The 16,607-nt window shown below is 63.8% G+C and carries 16 protein-coding genes and 2 pseudogenes; 7 read left to right on the forward strand and 11 right to left on the reverse strand.

Going from position 1 to position 16,607, the window contains the following annotated elements; all coding sequences use genetic code 11:
* Nucleotides 1-1,165, reverse strand: a pseudogene (gene hemN, locus B2W70_RS10220) (oxygen-independent coproporphyrinogen III oxidase); the annotation flags it as partial.
* A 215-nt stretch (nucleotides 1,166-1,380) separates the two neighbouring features.
* Between hemN and fnr the strand changes: the two are divergent.
* Nucleotides 1,381-2,097 (forward strand): fumarate/nitrate reduction transcriptional regulator Fnr, encoded by a 717-nt coding sequence (gene fnr, locus B2W70_RS10225; RefSeq protein ID WP_286745442.1) that lies wholly within the window; start codon nucleotides 1,381-1,383, stop codon nucleotides 2,095-2,097.
* 87 nt (nucleotides 2,098-2,184) lie between these two features.
* Here fnr and B2W70_RS10230 read toward each other — a convergent pair whose 3' ends face one another.
* The 9 genes from B2W70_RS10230 to B2W70_RS10270 form a co-directional block, all read right to left on the reverse strand.
* Nucleotides 2,185-2,478, reverse strand: coding sequence for a hypothetical protein (locus tag B2W70_RS10230; RefSeq protein WP_286745443.1), 294 nt, complete (start codon nucleotides 2,476-2,478; stop codon nucleotides 2,185-2,187).
* A gap of 116 nt (nucleotides 2,479-2,594) precedes the next feature.
* Nucleotides 2,595-2,843: a nitrogen fixation protein FixH gene (locus tag B2W70_RS10235; protein WP_286745446.1), complete on the reverse strand. Its 249-nt coding sequence runs from the start codon at nucleotides 2,841-2,843 to the stop codon at nucleotides 2,595-2,597.
* 48 nt (nucleotides 2,844-2,891) lie between these two features.
* Nucleotides 2,892-4,358 carry a cytochrome c oxidase accessory protein CcoG gene (gene ccoG, locus B2W70_RS10240; protein ID WP_286745448.1) on the reverse strand — a complete coding sequence of 489 codons (1,467 nt, stop codon included), beginning with the start codon at nucleotides 4,356-4,358 and terminating at the stop codon, nucleotides 2,892-2,894.
* 156 nt (nucleotides 4,359-4,514) lie between these two features.
* Nucleotides 4,515-5,450: a cytochrome-c oxidase, cbb3-type subunit III gene (gene ccoP / locus B2W70_RS10245; protein ID WP_286745450.1), complete on the reverse strand. Its 936-nt coding sequence runs from the start codon at nucleotides 5,448-5,450 to the stop codon at nucleotides 4,515-4,517.
* 14 nt (nucleotides 5,451-5,464) lie between these two features.
* Nucleotides 5,465-5,602: a cbb3-type cytochrome oxidase subunit 3 gene (locus tag B2W70_RS10250; RefSeq protein ID WP_137840359.1), complete on the reverse strand. Its 138-nt coding sequence runs from the start codon at nucleotides 5,600-5,602 to the stop codon at nucleotides 5,465-5,467.
* Nucleotides 5,603-5,614: 12 nt separating this feature from the next.
* Nucleotides 5,615-6,244 carry a cytochrome-c oxidase, cbb3-type subunit II gene (gene ccoO / locus B2W70_RS10255; protein ID WP_286745453.1) on the reverse strand — a complete coding sequence of 210 codons (630 nt, stop codon included), beginning with the start codon at nucleotides 6,242-6,244 and terminating at the stop codon, nucleotides 5,615-5,617.
* A 19-nt stretch (nucleotides 6,245-6,263) separates the two neighbouring features.
* Nucleotides 6,264-7,706: a cytochrome-c oxidase, cbb3-type subunit I gene (gene ccoN / locus B2W70_RS10260; RefSeq protein ID WP_286745456.1), complete on the reverse strand. Its 1,443-nt coding sequence runs from the start codon at nucleotides 7,704-7,706 to the stop codon at nucleotides 6,264-6,266.
* Between the two features lie 48 nt (nucleotides 7,707-7,754).
* Complete coding sequence (gene ccoS / locus B2W70_RS10265) at nucleotides 7,755-7,931, reverse strand: cbb3-type cytochrome oxidase assembly protein CcoS (protein WP_137840356.1); 177 nt, start codon at nucleotides 7,929-7,931, stop codon at nucleotides 7,755-7,757.
* Nucleotides 7,910-10,375, reverse strand: coding sequence for a heavy metal translocating P-type ATPase (locus B2W70_RS10270; RefSeq protein ID WP_286745459.1), 2,466 nt, complete (start codon nucleotides 10,373-10,375; stop codon nucleotides 7,910-7,912). Before B2W70_RS10270 ends, ccoS begins: the two co-directional genes overlap by 22 nt.
* A gap of 137 nt (nucleotides 10,376-10,512) precedes the next feature.
* Here B2W70_RS10270 and B2W70_RS10275 point away from each other — a divergent pair, with 137 nt between their 5' ends.
* Nucleotides 10,513-10,944 (forward strand): DUF192 domain-containing protein, encoded by a 432-nt coding sequence (locus tag B2W70_RS10275; protein ID WP_286745461.1) that lies wholly within the window; start codon nucleotides 10,513-10,515, stop codon nucleotides 10,942-10,944.
* A 25-nt stretch (nucleotides 10,945-10,969) separates the two neighbouring features.
* Here the strand turns inward: B2W70_RS10275 and B2W70_RS10280 are convergent, their stop codons facing one another.
* Nucleotides 10,970-11,896, reverse strand: coding sequence for a patatin-like phospholipase family protein (locus B2W70_RS10280; RefSeq protein ID WP_286745464.1), 927 nt, complete (start codon nucleotides 11,894-11,896; stop codon nucleotides 10,970-10,972).
* 130 nt (nucleotides 11,897-12,026) lie between these two features.
* Between B2W70_RS10280 and B2W70_RS10285 the strand changes: the two genes are divergently transcribed.
* The 5 genes and pseudogenes from B2W70_RS10285 to B2W70_RS10305 all read left to right on the forward strand — a co-directional run.
* Entirely contained in the window at nucleotides 12,027-13,001 is a 975-nt protein-coding gene (locus B2W70_RS10285) for a sulfite exporter TauE/SafE family protein (protein ID WP_286745466.1), read from the forward strand.
* A 77-nt stretch (nucleotides 13,002-13,078) separates the two neighbouring features.
* Nucleotides 13,079-14,788 (forward strand): nitrite/sulfite reductase, encoded by a 1,710-nt coding sequence (locus B2W70_RS10290; RefSeq protein WP_286745468.1) that lies wholly within the window; start codon nucleotides 13,079-13,081, stop codon nucleotides 14,786-14,788.
* A gap of 25 nt (nucleotides 14,789-14,813) precedes the next feature.
* A complete protein-coding gene (locus B2W70_RS10295) occupies nucleotides 14,814-15,320 on the forward strand; it encodes a DUF934 domain-containing protein (RefSeq protein WP_286745469.1) in 507 nt (168 codons plus the stop codon).
* A gap of 24 nt (nucleotides 15,321-15,344) precedes the next feature.
* The gene (locus tag B2W70_RS10300) at nucleotides 15,345-16,139 is read left to right on the forward strand and encodes a phosphoadenylyl-sulfate reductase (protein ID WP_286745472.1); all 795 of its coding nucleotides are present in this window, start codon (nucleotides 15,345-15,347) and stop codon (nucleotides 16,137-16,139) included.
* 32 nt (nucleotides 16,140-16,171) lie between these two features.
* Nucleotides 16,172-16,607, forward strand: a pseudogene (locus tag B2W70_RS10305) (phosphoadenosine phosphosulfate reductase family protein); the annotation flags it as partial.

A 16,607-nucleotide genomic window follows, 5' to 3' on the forward strand; every position in this document is an offset into this window, starting at 1 on the left:
CCAAGTCGTCGCGCGTGAGCACGAGCCCGCGCACCACCGGCAGTTCATGGCGCTTGAGTGCGTCGTGGTACTCATCGAGCGTCTTGGCGTTTTGCACATAGTGCGCCCCCACACGTCCGATGGCCGACACCCCAAGGCCGATCAGGTCGCAGTCGGGATGTGTGCTGTAGCCTTGAAAGTTGCGATGCAGCCTGCCCTGGCGCTTGGCAACCGCCAGGCTGTCATGGTGCAAGGCGAAGTGGTCCATGCCGATGTAGTCGTAGCCGGCCCTGCCAAAAGCATCGATCGCAGCAGCCAACATGCCGACTTTCTCCTCTGCCTGGGGCAGATCGGCTGCTTCGATCCGCCGCTGGGGCTTGAAGCGTTGCGGCAGGTGCGCGTACGCATACAGCGCAATGCGATCAGGCCTGAGTTCGGCCACTTGCGTCAAAGTGCGGGCAAAGCTCTCCGGCGTCTGCTTGGGCAGCCCGTAAATGAGGTCCATGTTGAGCGACTCGAAGCCCTCGGCCCTGGCGGCCTGCACCAACGCGCGAACCTGGTCGTGCGGCTGAACCCGATGGACCGCTTTCTGGACATCCGGATCGAAATCCTGAACCCCAAAGCTCAAACGATTGAACCCCATCTGGTGCAGGCGTTTGAGCCGCCCCTGATCGACGGTGCGCGGATCGATTTCAATGGCGTACTCGCCCCCAGGCACAAAGCGGAAGGTGCTGCGAAGGGTATCGAGCAGCCCTTGCAACTCCTCATCGCTCAGGAAGGTGGGGGTGCCTCCCCCGAAATGCAGCTGCGACACCATTTGACCGGGGCCGAGTTGCTCGGAAACCAACCGGATTTCTTCTCGAAGGTCGTCCAAGTACGCCTGAGCACGCTCGTGGTGACGGGTGATGACCTTGTTGCAAGCGCAGTAGTAGCAGACCGACTCACAGAACGGAATGTGGATGTACAGCGAGAGGGCGCTCGCCCCTCCGGTGAGGGCCCCCACGCCCTGCCCACGTTGACTCAAAGCCTGCACATACTGCTGGGCACCGTGTGCCTCGACGAACCTGTCGGCTGTGGGATACGATGTGTAGCGTGGCCCCTGAACATCAAGGCGCGTCAAGGTCTCCCTCGAGACCAGAGGAGCTTCGGAGGGGATGCACGGGGATTTCAGGGCCTGTTCACTCATTCACCCGAATGTGCCAAACTGCCCGCCAGCAGGGTTGACGTGGATCAAGGGCGGCGCCGGGAATCCGGCAACAATCCAGGCATTGTTTGAGGTTGCTCATGTTGAACCAGACCGCCCGATCGATCGAACCGACACAGACTGGAACCACTTCGTGTTCCGCCACGCACTGTGGCCACCCAAACGGCACGGCTGGCACGCCAGTCACGCCTACCCCCATGAAACTCGATTCATTCAAAGTCGCGTGCTCAAGCTGCAACCTGCGCGAGCTGTGCCTGCCCGTCGGGCTGACACAGCCCCTACTCACGCAGCTCGACACCCTCGTCGCAACGCGCAAATCGATCAAACGCGGCGACGCGCTCTTCCACACGGGAGACCCTTTCAAATCGGTTTACGCGGTGCGCACGGGTTTCTTCAAGACCCGCATCTCTTCGGAAGACGGCCGCGACCAGGTCACTGGCTTTCAGATGGCTGGAGAGCTGCTGGGGCTTGATGGCATCAGCACCGATCGACACGCTTGTGACGCCATCGCGCTCGAGGACTCGCAGGTCTGCGTGATCCCCTATGGCCAACTTGAAGAGCTGTCCCGCGAGTTCTCCGACCTGCAGCATCAGTTTCACAAAATCATGAGCCGCGAAATCGTTCGAGACCATGGCGTGATGCTTTTGCTGGGCAGCATGCGAGCCGAGGAGCGCCTTGCCGCGTTCTTGTTGAACCTGACTCAGCGCCTGCATGCGCGCGGTTTTTCGGCATCTGCCCTGGTGCTTCGCATGACGCGAGAAGAAATCGGCAGCTACCTGGGCCTCAAATTGGAGACCGTCAGCCGCACGTTCTCGAAGTTCCAGGACGAGGGCCTGCTCGAGGTCAAGCAGCGAGACATCCGGATCACCGACGAGGCTGGGCTGCGCGCGCTGGTCAACAGCGTCCGCTGCTGACCAGCATCACGTGCCGCCTGCTTGAGGCGGTCTAGCGGGAGCCAAACACAAAGGTCGCCATCCAGGCGACCTTTTGTTTTGGAGATGTCAGTGCTGATGGTGCACAACCATCGCGCGCCGAGCTTGCCGACGGGCGGCCCGCCGAGACGTGACCACACCAGTGGGCGGGCGCATCATGATGTGGCTGATGCCTGAAGCCATGGCAACCAGCACCCAAAAGACGAAGAACGCCAGGCTGTAGACCGTGCGCACATCAGGCGCCCAGCCCCCGATCGAGAGCCCAGAGGGATCGACCAAGGCAAAAACCACCATTTCCAGCACACCCGCGATCAGGAACGCGGGCCAGAGAATCTGGGCAAGGTGCAAGGACCGACGAGACATGGACATCTCCTTGAGGCAAATCGCACACAAGGACCATGTTCTACCGGCAGCGCAGGGTCACAACGAGGACTTTCCCGAAAACCAGGGGTCACCCCAGGTGCCAGCCTTGAGGTGAATCAGCGATCTGCAGGCTGCAGCGAAGGAGACGCCGCGTGGTTGCGCGCCCGCATGGCGGGCTCCTCGACCGTCGATTTGACGTGCCCCTTGGAGGTATCGAGCACCGGATCGACGTGCTTGATGGCAATGCCTGCAGTGACCAAGGAGGCAACGACCACGATCGCTGGGCCAGCGATCACCAACCAAACGATGGGCAATTTCCACCAAGGCGGGTTGCTGTTGGCTTTGAGTTTGTCAGGGGCAGACATGCAAGCTCCGGAATCAGGAAATGAGGCAATCGGGGAGTGAAGCCCCGATCAACGGGGCACCAGGAAGGTGGACTTTTCGCGCACATCGACTTGGGGCTCGCTGCCTTGTCGCAACTGCTCGACGAGGATGGTCACCCCATGTGCGCCTGAGCCCATGCGGCCGGCTGCATCAGGTGAGACTCGGACAGCGATCGGCACCCAACGGGCCTCGGCTGGACCCAGGACCAAGTCCTGCCCGCCTTCCACCTGCGCCTGCTGCAATTGCTCCACGCCCAATCGGTAACGCTGCGTGTTCTCGCTGGCATTCATGATCTGGACGCGGTAAACGTTCTCGACAAAACCCTCGTCGACCACCCGAGCCAGGGCGCCGCGGTCGCGCACGATGTCGACGCGGAACGGTGGCCGGCTGTAGACGCTGTGCACGAAAGCGACGACCACGGCAGCCAGGATGGCCGTGTAGATCAGGACACGAGGGCGCGTGACCCGAGACCACATCTCCTTTCGGCCCCAGCCATTTTCCAGGCTGTTGAGCGTGGCATAGCGCACCAGGCCGCGCGGCGAACCGACTTTGTCCATGACCGAGTCACACACATCGATGCAGGCGGCGCAGCCGATGCACTCGTACTGCAAGCCGTTGCGGATGTCGATGCCCACCGGGCAGACCTGAACACACAAGGTGCAGTCCACGCAGTCACCCTGGTTCAGCGCTTTGGCATCGGCGCCGCGCTTGCGCGAGCCACGCGGCTCACCGCGTTTGGTGTCGTAGCTGATGATGAGCGTGTCGCGATCGAACATGGCGCTCTGGAAGCGCGCGTACGGACACATGTACTTGCAGACCTGCTCGCGCATGTAGCCAGCGTTGCCGTAGGTGGCAAACCCATAGAAGAGCACCCAGAAAAGCTCCCAGGGGCCCATGCTGAGGCTGACGACTTCGGCAGCCAGCACGCGAACCGGCGTGAAGTAGCCCACAAAGGTGTAGCCCGTCCACAGCGCAAAGGCGATCCAGGCAAGTTGCTTGGCCGTCTTGCGCCAGACCTTCTCGACCGACCAGGGTGATTTGTCCAGCTTCATGCGACGAACGCGATCACCTTCGATCTTGCGCTCCATCCACATGAAGATTTCGGTGTAGACCGACTGTGGGCACGCATACCCGCACCAAAGCCGCCCTGCCACCGCCGTGAACAGGAACAGGCCGTAGGCCGAGATCACCAGCAGCGCAGTGAGGTAGATGAAGTCCTGCGGATACAGGACCAGGTTGAACATGTAAAAGCGCCGCGTGGTCAGGTCAAACAGGACGGCCTGCCTGTCGTTCCACATCAACCAAGGCGTGCAGTAAAAGACGATCTGGGTGAGCCACACAAAGGCCCAGCGCCATTTCGTGAACCAGCCCTTGACCTCTCGGGCGTAAATCTTCTCTCCCTTTTTGTAGAGGGAGACCGTCTCTTCACGCGCACCAACTGCCTGGATGGGAATGACGCGTTTGCCGGGATCCTGGTGGGGGCTGGATTCGCTCATGGGAAGACCCAAATCTCAAAGTGAAACGGTGGTGGACCGCATACCCTGCAGGGTATCACGCTCCACCACCGCAGTGGCTCACTGTTGGCCCGTTCTTGATCGATGTCAACCCCGGGCCGTGCTCGCATTCAAGTCACCTTGATGCGAGCATCAGGCTCACTTGGCATTGGCCGATTGGGTCGGGTGAGACAGGCCCCACACATACGAAGCCACGAGCCGGACCTGGTCTTCGGACAAGCGAGGCGTTTGAGCGGGCATGACGTTGACCTTGCCCTTGTTGATCATCTCGACGATGAACTGCTCGCCCCAGCCGTGCAGCCAGATCTTGTCGCTCAGGTTGGGTGCACCGATGGCCTGGTTGCCCTTGCCGTCCGCACCATGGCAGGCTGCGCAAACCGCCTTGAACTTGGCCTTGCCCAACTCCGCCTGGATGGAATTGTGACCCGCACCCGAGAGGCTGAGCACGTAGTTCGCAACTTGCCGAGCTTCTTCAGGCGTGCCCACGGCAGCAGCCAGCGGCGGCATCTGACCGTTGCGTCCCGCAGTGATCGTCTCGATGATCTTCTCGGGCGAGCCGCCGTGGATCCAGTCACCGTCCGTCAGGTTCGGGAAGCTCTTGGCGCCTTTGGCATCGGAGCCGTGGCAGGCCGCGCAGTTGTTCAGGAACAGGCGTTGACCGATGGCGTGGGCTTGCGGATCGCGAGCCAAGTCTTCGATCGACGCCGACTTGAACTTGGCGAAGATCTTGTCCTGCTCGGCCTTGGCCTTGGCGTTTTCGGCTTCCAGCTGGCCCTTGGAGGTCCAGTTCAGCTTGCCATCGGAGGTGGCCAGGCCTGGGTACAGGTAGAAGTACGCCACGGCGAAGATCAGCGTGAAGATGAACAGGAACAACCACCAGCGGGGCAGCGGGTTGTTCAGTTCACGCAGGTCACCGTCCCAGATGTGGCCGGTGGTCTTGTCCACATTGCCTTGGGCGTCGTAGACGACCTTGTGCTTGGCGGCACCGATCAGCACGAGTGCGCAGTACACCAGGCCGAACACCACGATGGCCGTGACATACCACGCCCATCCATTCGAAATGAAGTCGCTCATGTCTGAGCCTCCAGTCAATCTTCAGAAAGAGGCAGACGACCTGCCTCTTCAAACTGGGCCTTGTTGCGCCGCGAATAAGCCCACACAACGATGCCCACGAAAACGCACAGGCAGCCGACCGTGAAGATGCTTCTCAGGGTGATGACGTCCATGTGCGTCGCTCCTTATTTCACCGCGGTGCCCAGCACCTGCAGGTAGGCGATCACCGCTTCCATCTCGGTCTTGCCCTTGACTTCTTCGGCGGCTGCCTTGATTTCGGCGTCCGAATAGGGAACACCGACCATCCGCAGCGCTTCCATGCGGGGACCCACACCTTCGGCCTTGACCAGGTTGGTTTCCAGCCAGGGGTAGGCAGGCATGTTCGACTCAGGCACGACGTTGCGAGGGTTCTCGAGGTGGGCGCGATGCCATTCGTCGGAGTACTTGCCGCCCACACGGTGCAGGTCCGGTCCGGTGCGCTTGGAGCCCCACTGGAAGGGGTGGTCGTAGACGTACTCACCAGCCATCGAGTAGTGACCGTAACGCAGGGTTTCGGCGCGGAAGGGGCGGATCATCTGCGAGTGGCAGCCGTAGCAGCCTTCACGCAGGTAGATGTCGCGCCCCGCCAGTTGCAGGGCGGTGTAGGGCTTGAGGCCTTCCACCGGTGTGGTCGTGCTCTTCTGGAAATACAGGGGCACGATTTCGACCAGCGCGCCGAAAGACACGACGATCAGCGTCAGCACGATCATCAGGAAGTTGCTGGTCTCGATCTTCTCGTGGGAGAAGAGCGCAGGCTTGTGGTTGTTGTCAGCCATGTTGTTCTCCTTGTGCGGCTCAGGCGTGGGCCGGCTGGGGGATCGGCGCGTTGACGGCGCGACCAGCCAGGGCGGTCATCACGGTGTTCCAGAGCATCAGGATCATGCCGCCCAGGTAGAGCAGACCACCCGCGACGCGGATCACGTAGAAGGGATAGGTTGCCTTCACGCTCTCGACGAAGGTGTAGACCAGGGTGCCATCGGGGTTCACGGCACGCCACATCAGGCCCTGCATCACACCGGCGATCCACATCGCGGCGATGTAGAGCACGATGCCGATGGTGGCAGCCCAGAAGTGCAGCGAGATGGCGGGCACCGAGTACATCGTGGTGCGACCGAACATGCGCGGGATCAAGTAGTACAGCGAGCCCATCGAGATCAGGCCCACCCAGCCGAGGGCGCCGGAGTGCACGTGACCAACCGTCCAGTCGGTGTAGTGCGACAGCGAGTTCACGGTCTTGATGGACATCATCGGACCTTCGAAGGTGGACATGCCGTAGAAGGACAGGGCCACAATCAGGAACTTCAGGATGGCGTCATCGCGCAGCTTGTACCAGGCACCCGACAGGGTCATGATGCCGTTGATCATGCCGCCCCACGATGGTGCGAGCAGGATCAGCGAGAACACCATGCCGACCGATTGCGTCCAGTCAGGCAGAGCGGTGTAGTGCAGGTGGTGAGGACCCGCCCACATGTAGGTGAAGATCAGGGCCCAGAAGTGCACGATCGACAGGCGATACGAGTACACGGGCATGCCGGCCTGCTTGGGGATGTAGTAGTACATCATCCCCAGGAAGGCAGCCGTCAGGAAGAAGCCCACGGCATTGTGGCCGTACCACCACTGGATCATGGCGTCCTGCACACCCGAGTAAGCCGAGTAGGACTTGGGCGACAGCAGGCCGTCAGAGAACACCGGGATGGCGGCGCTGTTGACGATGTGCAGCAGGGCCACGGCGATGATGAAGGCGCCGAAGAACCAGTTGGCCACGTAGATGTGGCGGATCTTGCGGGTGCCGATGGTGCCGAAGAAGACGATGGCGTACGCGACCCAGACCAGGGTGATCAGGATGTCGATGGGCCATTCGAGTTCAGCGTACTCTTTGCCGCTGGTGTAGCCCAGAGGCAGCGTGACGACCGCCGCCAGGATGACCAGGTTCCAGCCGATCAGGGTGAACGTGGCCAGCGGGCCAGCGAACAACCGGGTCTGGCAGGTGCGTTGCACAACGTGATAAGACGTCGCGAACAGCGTGCAGCCGCCGAAGGCAAAAATCACTGCATTGGTGTGCAGGGGACGCAGGCGACCGTAGGTCAGCCAGGGGATGCCGAAATTGAGTTCCGGCCACGCCAGTTGCGAAGCGATCAGGACGCCCACAGCCATGCCGACGACGCCGTAAACCACGGCGCAAATGGCAAAAGCTCGGACAACCCCATCGTTGTATGTGGCAGAGTGGGTGGTTGCCATCTCTTCTTCTCCTTTGTTACAGCGCGAATTGTGAGGGCAAACCACTAACTAATCTTGATGCCGCTCAACGTTAGCCTCGGAATTGTCGTCCCCACCCTGCAGGATCCGGTGCCCTTCGGCCTCGATGTCCTCAAACTGACCCCCATGGATGGCCCAGCCCAGCAAAGCCAGGATGGCCAGCACGAGCAAGACCGACACGGGGATCAGGACGTAGAGGATTTCCATTGGGTGGCACCCAGGCGCAAGGAATTGAGGACGACACCGAGGGAGCTCAATGCCATGCCCAGCCCGGCCGCCCAGGGTGGCAGCAGGCCCATGAGTGCAAGGGGAATGCAGGCGAAATTGTAGACCGCCGCCCATGCCAGGTTCTGTTTGACGATCCGCATGGCGAAACGGCTGTGGGCGACGGCCTCGGGTAAACCCGTCAACCGCCCGTTCAGCACAATGAGGTCGGCCTGCGACTGAGCCAATGCCGAGCCTTGGTCCAGCGCCACCGACACATCTGCCTTCGCCAGCACGGGCGCGTCGTTGATGCCATCGCCCACGACGGCAACCTGTTCGCCCTGCTGTTGAGCCTGAGACATCACCAGCAGCTTTTCCTCCGGTGTGGCTTGCGCAGCCGCCACGGGGAGTTCGCCGTGGGGCCCCAGGATGAGGGATGCCGCCTGGACCCGATCGTTGTGATCGCCCGACAAAAGAGCCGACCGACAGCCCAACTCCTTCAATTGGCGCAAGGCGGGGGCCGCTTCCGGCCGAAACACCTCGTCCAGCAAGACCCCCATCACCGTGTCGATCAGCAGCGCGCCGTCGCTCGAGCGTGCTGCCAGCCATGCCCGGGGCGCATCGGGCGAGGCCCAGTGGCGCAAGGCGTCCTGGGCATCCGCACCCAGAACCCAGTCCAGGCGCCCCAGCCTCCACAGCCGGCCAGCTTCGTCTCTGGCCTCAACGCCCTGCCCTGCACGCTCGTTCAGCTCGAGCCAGCCACAAGGCGCCCACGGAGCGGCGCCCTCAGGGCGAACCGTTTGCGCGGCAACCACCATGGAGCGCGACACGGGGTGGTGTGAGGCTGCCGCCAGAGAGGCCGCGCAATGCCAAAGCTCGCCAGGGTCTGCCAATGCAGGTGCCTGATGCCCCTGCGCAAGCGCACCGGCCTGCCCACCCGAGGCCAAGCGATGGAGGCTGGTCACGCCAGATGCCAACTGCAACCCCGTCACCGACAACTCGCTTTCTGTGAGCGTGCCGGTCTTGTCAAAATAAAAGAGACGGGCGTGGGCCAGGGTTTCCAGCGCGTCAAGTCGGCGCACGAGCAAACCGCGCTTGGCCATCGCGCCTGCGGCGGACAGCAACGCGGAGGGTGCCGCCAGCGACAGGGCACAAGGGCAGGTCACGACCAGCACGGACACCGCCACCCACACCGCGCGAGAAGGGTCGATCCACTGCCACACAAGGGCACCCAGCGCGGCCAGCCCCAGGACCCCCCACAGGAATGGCGCAGCCATGCGATCGGCGGCGCGCATCCAGCCCGGCTTTTCCGTCATGGCCTGGTGCACCAGGGACACGATCTGCTGGTATCGGGTGTCCGGCCCCAGGCGCTCCACCGAAATCCACACGGGCGCCACCAGGTTGACCGAGCCCGCCACCACCATCTGCCCTGGCTGGCGCACCACCGCGCGGGACTCGCCGGTCAGCAGGGACTCGTCGACCTCGGTGTGGCCCAGCAAAACCTGCCCATCGGCCGGAAAGGCCTGGCCAACGGCCACCCTGACGCGGTCGCCATGACGCAGGGCAGACAGCGGCACGGATTCGACGGCCACGCCGCGCAGGTCGGCTGCCTCACCGGCCACCGCGCGCTCGACCGCTTCTGGCAGGCGCACGCACAGGGCTTCGAGCGAATGGGTCACCCGCTCTCGGGCGCTGCTTTCGAGCCAGCGCCCCATCAACAGGAAGGCCACGAACATGGTCAGGGAGTCGAAGTAAGCCTCGTGCCCGAACACATCGGTGTGCCCCATCGTGACGCCCGTGCTGACAACGAAGGTGGCCAGCATGCCGATGGCCACCGGCGTGTCCATGGACACCCTGCCCTGTCGGGCCGCACGCCAGGCCCCGGAGAAAAAGGGCCCGCAAGAGAAAATCATCACCGGCAGGCTGAGCACCCAGTTGGCCCAGTTCATGAGCTGCCAGATGTCAGGCGGGATTTCGTCCGGCCCGGCCACGTACTGGGGCCAGGCGATCATCATCACCTGCATCATGCAGAAGGCCGCCACCGACAGGCGCCACAGGAGCACGCGGCGCTGCCTGAGTCGCTCGTGACCAGCGCGGGCTGCGGCGTCAGGCCAGGCGCGGTACCCCACGCGCTGAACCGCGGCGACGATGTCCGACAGCCTGACCCGGGCGGGGTCGATGAGGATCCGCGCACGCTGCGAGGCGGCCTGAACCTGCACCTCGCTGACGCCGGGCACCGACTTGACCGCATCTTCGATGGTGATGGTGCAGGCGGCGCAGTACATGCCGGATATGCCCAGGCCAATGCGGCGCAGTGGGCCGGTGGGCATCTCCACCACGCACTGCGCCAGCAGGTCCGGGTCGTCCAGTCCGGCGGACTGCGAGGGCGTCAGTTCGGGCAGGGGTGGCAGGGGCGCCTGGGGTGTCGCGGACGCAGAGGCATTCATGAGACGGCTGCTACAGTCGGGCCCGTGAACCAGCTCATCGAGACACGGAGATGACGAAAGCGGGCATTGTCAGTCAAAGCGTTGCCACAGGGTGGCGCGCCAGGTCAATGACCTTGCGCTCGGCCTTGATGCAAATCATGGTCGTGGCAAGCTGCCTGGCCGCCGGTGTTGCCGGGGCGCAGGAAGGCCCGCAGAAGCTGCGCACCGTCCAGCTGCGCGCAGGCATGCAGAACATCACCGCCGAGGTGGCCATGACCGACCGCGAGCGCGCCATCGGCCTGATGCACCGCACCCAGATGGGCACCCACGAGGGCATGCTGTTCGTCTTCGAGCGCCCCGGGGTGCAGTGCTTCTGGATGAAAAACACGCTCATCCCCCTGGCCATCGCCTTCATCGATGACGACGGCACGATCGTCAACACCGACGAGATGAAGCCTCAGACGCTCGACTCGCACTGCTCGGATCGCCCAGTGCGCTACGTGCTGGAGATGAACACGGGCTGGTTCAAAAAACGCGCCCTGGGCAGCGGATCCAAGTTGACCGGATCACCCTTCGCGGCAACGCGCTGACGCTCTGGCGCAAAGGCACCAGCCCTCAGCGCGTGCGGGCAGCGATCCGCTCCTTGAGTTGAGGCAGCACCATCAAGGCGGCTTCGCGCCCGGCCAGGATCGACAGGCGCCGAGCAGAAAAGTCGGCGCTGCCAATGCCCTCCAGCTTGGGTCGCATCACCACATCGGCTTCGGCCAATTCGTGCTGGCTGATGGCGTGGCCCATGATGTTGAAGGTCTGCAGCAGGATGTCGACGGCCCGTTTGGTGGATTGCCCTTGAGGGATGGCCGAGATGTCCACCGCGATGACCACGTCCGCGCCCATCTGGCGGGCAAAGCGCACCGGGATGGGCGAGACCGCACCACCGTCGATGTACTCGCGGCCGTTGATGCGCACCGGCTCGAACACCGCCGGCACAGCGCTGGAGGCCCGGACCGCCGTGCCGGGGTCGCCTTTTCTGAACAGGATGGGGGCGCCGCTTTGCAGGTCAGCCGCCACGATGCCCAGGGGCAGGCGCATGCCTTCGATCTGCTTGCCGCCCGTCTGCGTGCGGATGAATCGCGCCAGGGCCTCTCCCTTGAGCAATGAGCGCCCAGGAAAAACCCAGTCGGTGATACTGGACTCGTCCAGGGTCATGGCCATGCTCTGCAACTCGGTGGGCGTTTTACCCGCTGCATAAAGCGCCGCCACCAGGCTGCCCGCAGAGGTGCCCACCACCAGGTCGGGCTTGATGCCCTGCTCTTCGAGCACCTGCAGCACGCCGATGTGAGCAAAGCCCCGAGCCGCGCCGCCCCCCAGCGCCAGCCCGATGCGGGGCGGGCGAGGCGCTGGGCGTGGTGTCACCGGTGCCGTGGGCAAAGCCGGTGGCTGGGCATTGGTGGGCGCGCCCGTCGTGCGAGGCGCATCGGCGCCCGGCAGGGCCGAGCACCCTGCCAGCCACGCCGTGGCCCCCAGCAGCAGCCCTCGCCGCATGGCAGCCTCCCCGCTTAATTCCGATCTGGAATTAACAACTTCCATAAATGTTCTTCTCATGAATAAAGACGATCTGTAGCATTCGCGCTCTCCCATTGTCACGTCGCCTGCCCCGCTTTTCCCGGCCTACATGAAGATCCGCAACCTCGACCTCACCGACAACGCGATCAACGCCGAGCACACCGCACTCGGTCTGCCGCCCGTCGAAGACGACGTCAGCCACCCGTCCGATCACCCGGTGCTGCGCATCGCGGTTTGGGCCGTGGGTTTCATGCTCATCGGTGTGGTGGCCTACCTGGGCTCCAAGCTGTTCAACGGACAACATGAGCAAAGCGGGTTGCAACTCATCCTGAGCACCGTCACGGGCGAGGCGTTCTGGAAGGCCGTGCTCGTGGGCCTGATCGCCCAGACCGTGGACGGTGCCCTGGGCATGGCGTACGGCATCACGTCCACCTCGTTCCTGCTGGCCACGGGCTCATCGCCAGCCGTGGCGTCGGCCAGCGTGCACATCGCAGAGGTCTTCACGACGGGGGTTTCCGGCATTTCCCACGTCAAATTGGGCAACGTCAACAAATCCCTTTTCCTTCGCCTGCTGATTCCCGGAATTTTGGGCGCCAGCATGGGGGCCTGGCTGGTTTCCAGCGTGGATTCAGCCATCATCAAACCCATTGTTTCCGGATACCTTTTCCTGATGGGACTTTATGTCATCAGCAAGGTATTCAAGAAAATCACGCCGCGCCGTGAAACCCCGAAACACGTGGCCAAGCTTGGGCTGTTCGGCGGCTTCGTCGACGCGGTGGGCGGCGGCGGCTGGGGCCCGGTCGTGACCACCACCCTGGTGGGCACCGGGCAAGACCCTCGCACCACCATCGGCTCGGTCAACCTGGCCGAATTCTTCCTCACGTTCACCAGCGCGGCCGTCTTTGCTGGCCTGGTGGAAGAAGGCCCCTGGCCCACGGTGGCGGGCCTGGTCGTGGGCGGGCTGTTCGCCGCCCCCTTTGCCGCCTACCTGACCCGGCACCTCAAGACCAAGACCCTGCTGATGCTGGTGGGGGGCGTGATCTCCGGCATCAGCCTTTACAATCTCTACCGAGCCCTCGGCTGACCTGATCAATCGCGTCCGTGTGCCGCCTCCACCACCGGCGTCCACGGACTCATTTGTTTATTCCTTAGCTGCGCACCATGTATCAATATACCGAATTCGACAAACAGTTTGTCCGCCAGCGCGCCGCTCAATTCCGCGACCAGCTTGAGCGCAATCTCGCGGGCAAACTGGGCGACGAAGAGTTTCGCCCGTTGCGCCTGCAAAACGGATGGTATGTGCAGCGTCACGCCCCCATGCTGCGCGTGGCCGTGCCTTACGGCGAGCTGTCGAGCAAGCAGGTGCGCCAACTCGCGCGCATCGCCCGCGAGTTCGACCGCGGCTACGCCCACTTCACCACCCGCCAGAACGTCCAGTACAACTGGATCCCGCTGCCCAAGGCCGCCGACGTGATGGACCTGCTGGCCGAGGTCAACATGCACGGCATCCAGACCTCGGGCAATTGCATCCGCAACATCACCGCCGACGCCAAGGTGGGTGTGGCCGCCGATGAGCTGATCGACGCCCGCCCCTACTGCGAAGTGTTGCGCCAGTGGTCGACCCTGCACCCCGAGTTCGCCTTCCTGCCCCGCAAGTTCAAGATCGCGGTCAGTGGTGCCAAGGAAGACCGCGCCGCCGTGGCCTGGCACGACATCGGCCTGCACCTGATCAAGAACGACGCAGGTGAAGTCGGCTTCACGGTGCTGGTGGGCGGCGGCATGGGCCGCACCCCGATCACGGGCACCGTCATCAATGCCTTCGTGCCCTGGCAGCAAATCCTGGTCTACATCGAGGCCATCGTGCGCGTCTACAACCGCTACGGCCGGCGCGACAACATGTACAAGGCCCGCATCAAGATCCTGGTCAAGGCCGAAGGTCAGAAATTCTTCGACCAGGTGAATGCCGAGTTCCAGGACATCCTGGCGCGAGACACCGACGGGGCCGCTCACCTGATCCCTCAGGCCGAGCTCGACCGCGTCAGCGCCGGCTTTGCCTTCCCGGCCTCGGTTCAAGCGCACACGCCCACCGGCAACGGCCTGCCCGCCGACGCCTCGGAGGCCGACAAGAAGCAATTTGCCAAGTGGCTCGAGCGCAACGTCGAAGGCCACAAGGTGCCCGGCTACAAGTGCGTGCAGCTGTCGGTCAAGCGCGTGGGCCAGGCCCCCGGCGACGTGACCGACGCGCAGATGGACGCCATCGCCGACATGGCCGACCAGTTCAGCTGCGGCGAGCTGCGCGTGACCCACGACCAGAACGCCCTGCTGCCCTTCGTGCGCGAAGAAGACCTCTACGCCCTGTGGATGGCCGCCAAGGCCAACACCCTGGCCTCGCCCAACATCGGCCTGCTGTCGGACATGATCGCCTGCCCGGGCGGTGACTTCTGCGCGCTGGCGAACGCCCGCTCCATCCCCATCGCCAACGCCTTGATCGAGCGCTACCAGGACCTCGACGAGCTCTACGACATCGGCGAAATCGACCTGCACATCTCTGGTTGCATCAACTCCTGCGGTCACCACCACAGCGGCCACATCGGTATCCTGGGCGTCGACAAGGACGGCACCGAGTGGTACCAGATCACGCTGGGCGGCTCGGACGGCTCCGATCACGCGCCTGCCGCCGTGGCAGGCAAGGTGATCGGCCCCTCGTTCGCTGCAGACGAAGTGCAGGACGCCATCGAAGCCGTCATCGAGACCTACCAGGCCCAGCGCCAGGCTGGCGAGAAGTTCATCGACACCGTCAAGCGCGTCGGCATCGACCCGTTCAAGGCGGCAGCCAACGCCACCCGTCGCACCACCGCCAAGGCCGCCTGAGCCCGCGCCTGAAGGAGACCCCACCATGCAATTCATCGACACCCAACACGATCAGTGGCGCACCGTGGGCGGCGAAGACGGCCCCATGGCCCACCCGCCCATCAAGGCCAACAGCCTGCTGACCCTGGCCCAGTGGCACGCCGTGCGCGACCAGTGGCCCGCCAAGGACGCAGCCGACCACAAGAGCGTGGGCGTGATCCTGGCCAATGACACCGACATCGAGGTCATCGAAGCCGACGTGCCCAAGTTGTCGCTGGTCGTTCTTCAGTTCCCGAAGTGGACGGACGGCCGCGCCTACACCCAGGCGCACATCCTGCGCTCGCGCTACCGCTTTGGTGGCGAGATCCGTGCCACGGGTGACGTGCTCGTCGACATGATGCCCCTGCTCAAGCGCTGCGGCTTCAGCTCGGTGGCACTGCGGGGCGACCAGGACCGCGCCATCGCCGAGCGCCAGCTGGGCTTCTTCGCGGCACGTGGCCATTACCAGGGCGACGTGAACGCGACCAAGCCCGTGTTCGGCCGCGCCGCCTGAGCCACCGACTTCAGGAGACCCCCCATGAGTGAAAGCTCCTCCCTGGATGTCGGCGCCGTGTCGTCGATCGGCGGCCCTGCCACGGCGTCGGCCATCGGCCTGTACGCCAAGGCCAGCGCGGGCTTCGACGCCAAGCTCGCGGATACCATCGCGTTGCTGAAGGCCGCCGCGGCCGAGAACCCGGGCAAGGTGGTCCAGGCCACCAGCCTGGGCGTGGAAGACATGATCGTCACCGACCTGATCGCGCGGCATGGCATCGGCATCGCTGTGGGCACGCTCGAGACGGGCGCCCTGCACCCCGAGACGGTCGCGCTGATCGGCACCATCGAGCAGCACTACGCCGACGCCTTCAATGGCCAGGGCATCCAGGTCGAGGTCTACAAGCCCGTGGCAGAGGCCGTCATCGAGTTCGTTCGCAACAACGGCGAGAAGGCCATGTACGAAAGCATCGAACTGCGCAAGGCCTGCTGCGGCCTGCGCAAGCTCGAACCGCTGGCGCGCATGCTTGAAGGCCGCAGCGCATGGATCACCGGCCTGCGCCGCGAGCAGTCGAACAACCGCGGCGGCATGCTGGCGCGCGAATCCGACGACAAGGGTCGCGCCAAGTTCAACCCGATGATCGAGTGGACTTGGGGCGACGTGTGGCACTACGTCCAGGCCTTCAAGGTGCCCTACAACCCGCTGCACGACCAGTTCATGCCCAGCATCGGCTGCGAGCCGTGCACGCGCGCCATCGCCGTGGGCGAGGACTTCCGTGCCGGCCGCTGGTGGTGGGAAGACGAGAAGGCGAAGGAATGCGGCCTGCACGTTCACAAGTGAACGGCGGCCAGAAGACTCAAAGCGAGAACAACATGAGTGATGTGAACCAACTGCTGGCGGAAGTCGACCACCGCCACCTGGATGCGCTGGAAGAAGAAGCGATCTTCATCCTGCGCGAAGTGGCTGCCACCTTCGAGCGCCCGGGCCTGCTGTTTTCCAGCGGCAAGGACTCGTGCGTGGTTCTGCAACTGGCCGAGAAGGCCTTCAAGATGAAGAACCCGGCCACGGGCAAGCTCGAAGGCAAGCTGCCCTTCCCGCTCGTGCACGTGGACACCGGTCACAACTTCCCTGAAGTGATCGAGTTCCGCGAACAGCGCGTGGCCGAGATCGGCGAGCGCCTGATCGTCGCGCACATGGAAGAGTCCATCAAGAAGGGCACCGTGCGCCTGGCCCACCCGCTGGAGTCGCGCAACGGCCACCAGACGGTGACCCTGCTCGAAGCCATCGAAGACAACCGCTTCGACTGCC

This window comes from Aquabacterium sp. UBA2148, from assembly GCF_002328915.1.
GTDB lineage: Bacteria > Pseudomonadota > Gammaproteobacteria > Burkholderiales > Burkholderiaceae_C > Aquabacterium > Aquabacterium parvum.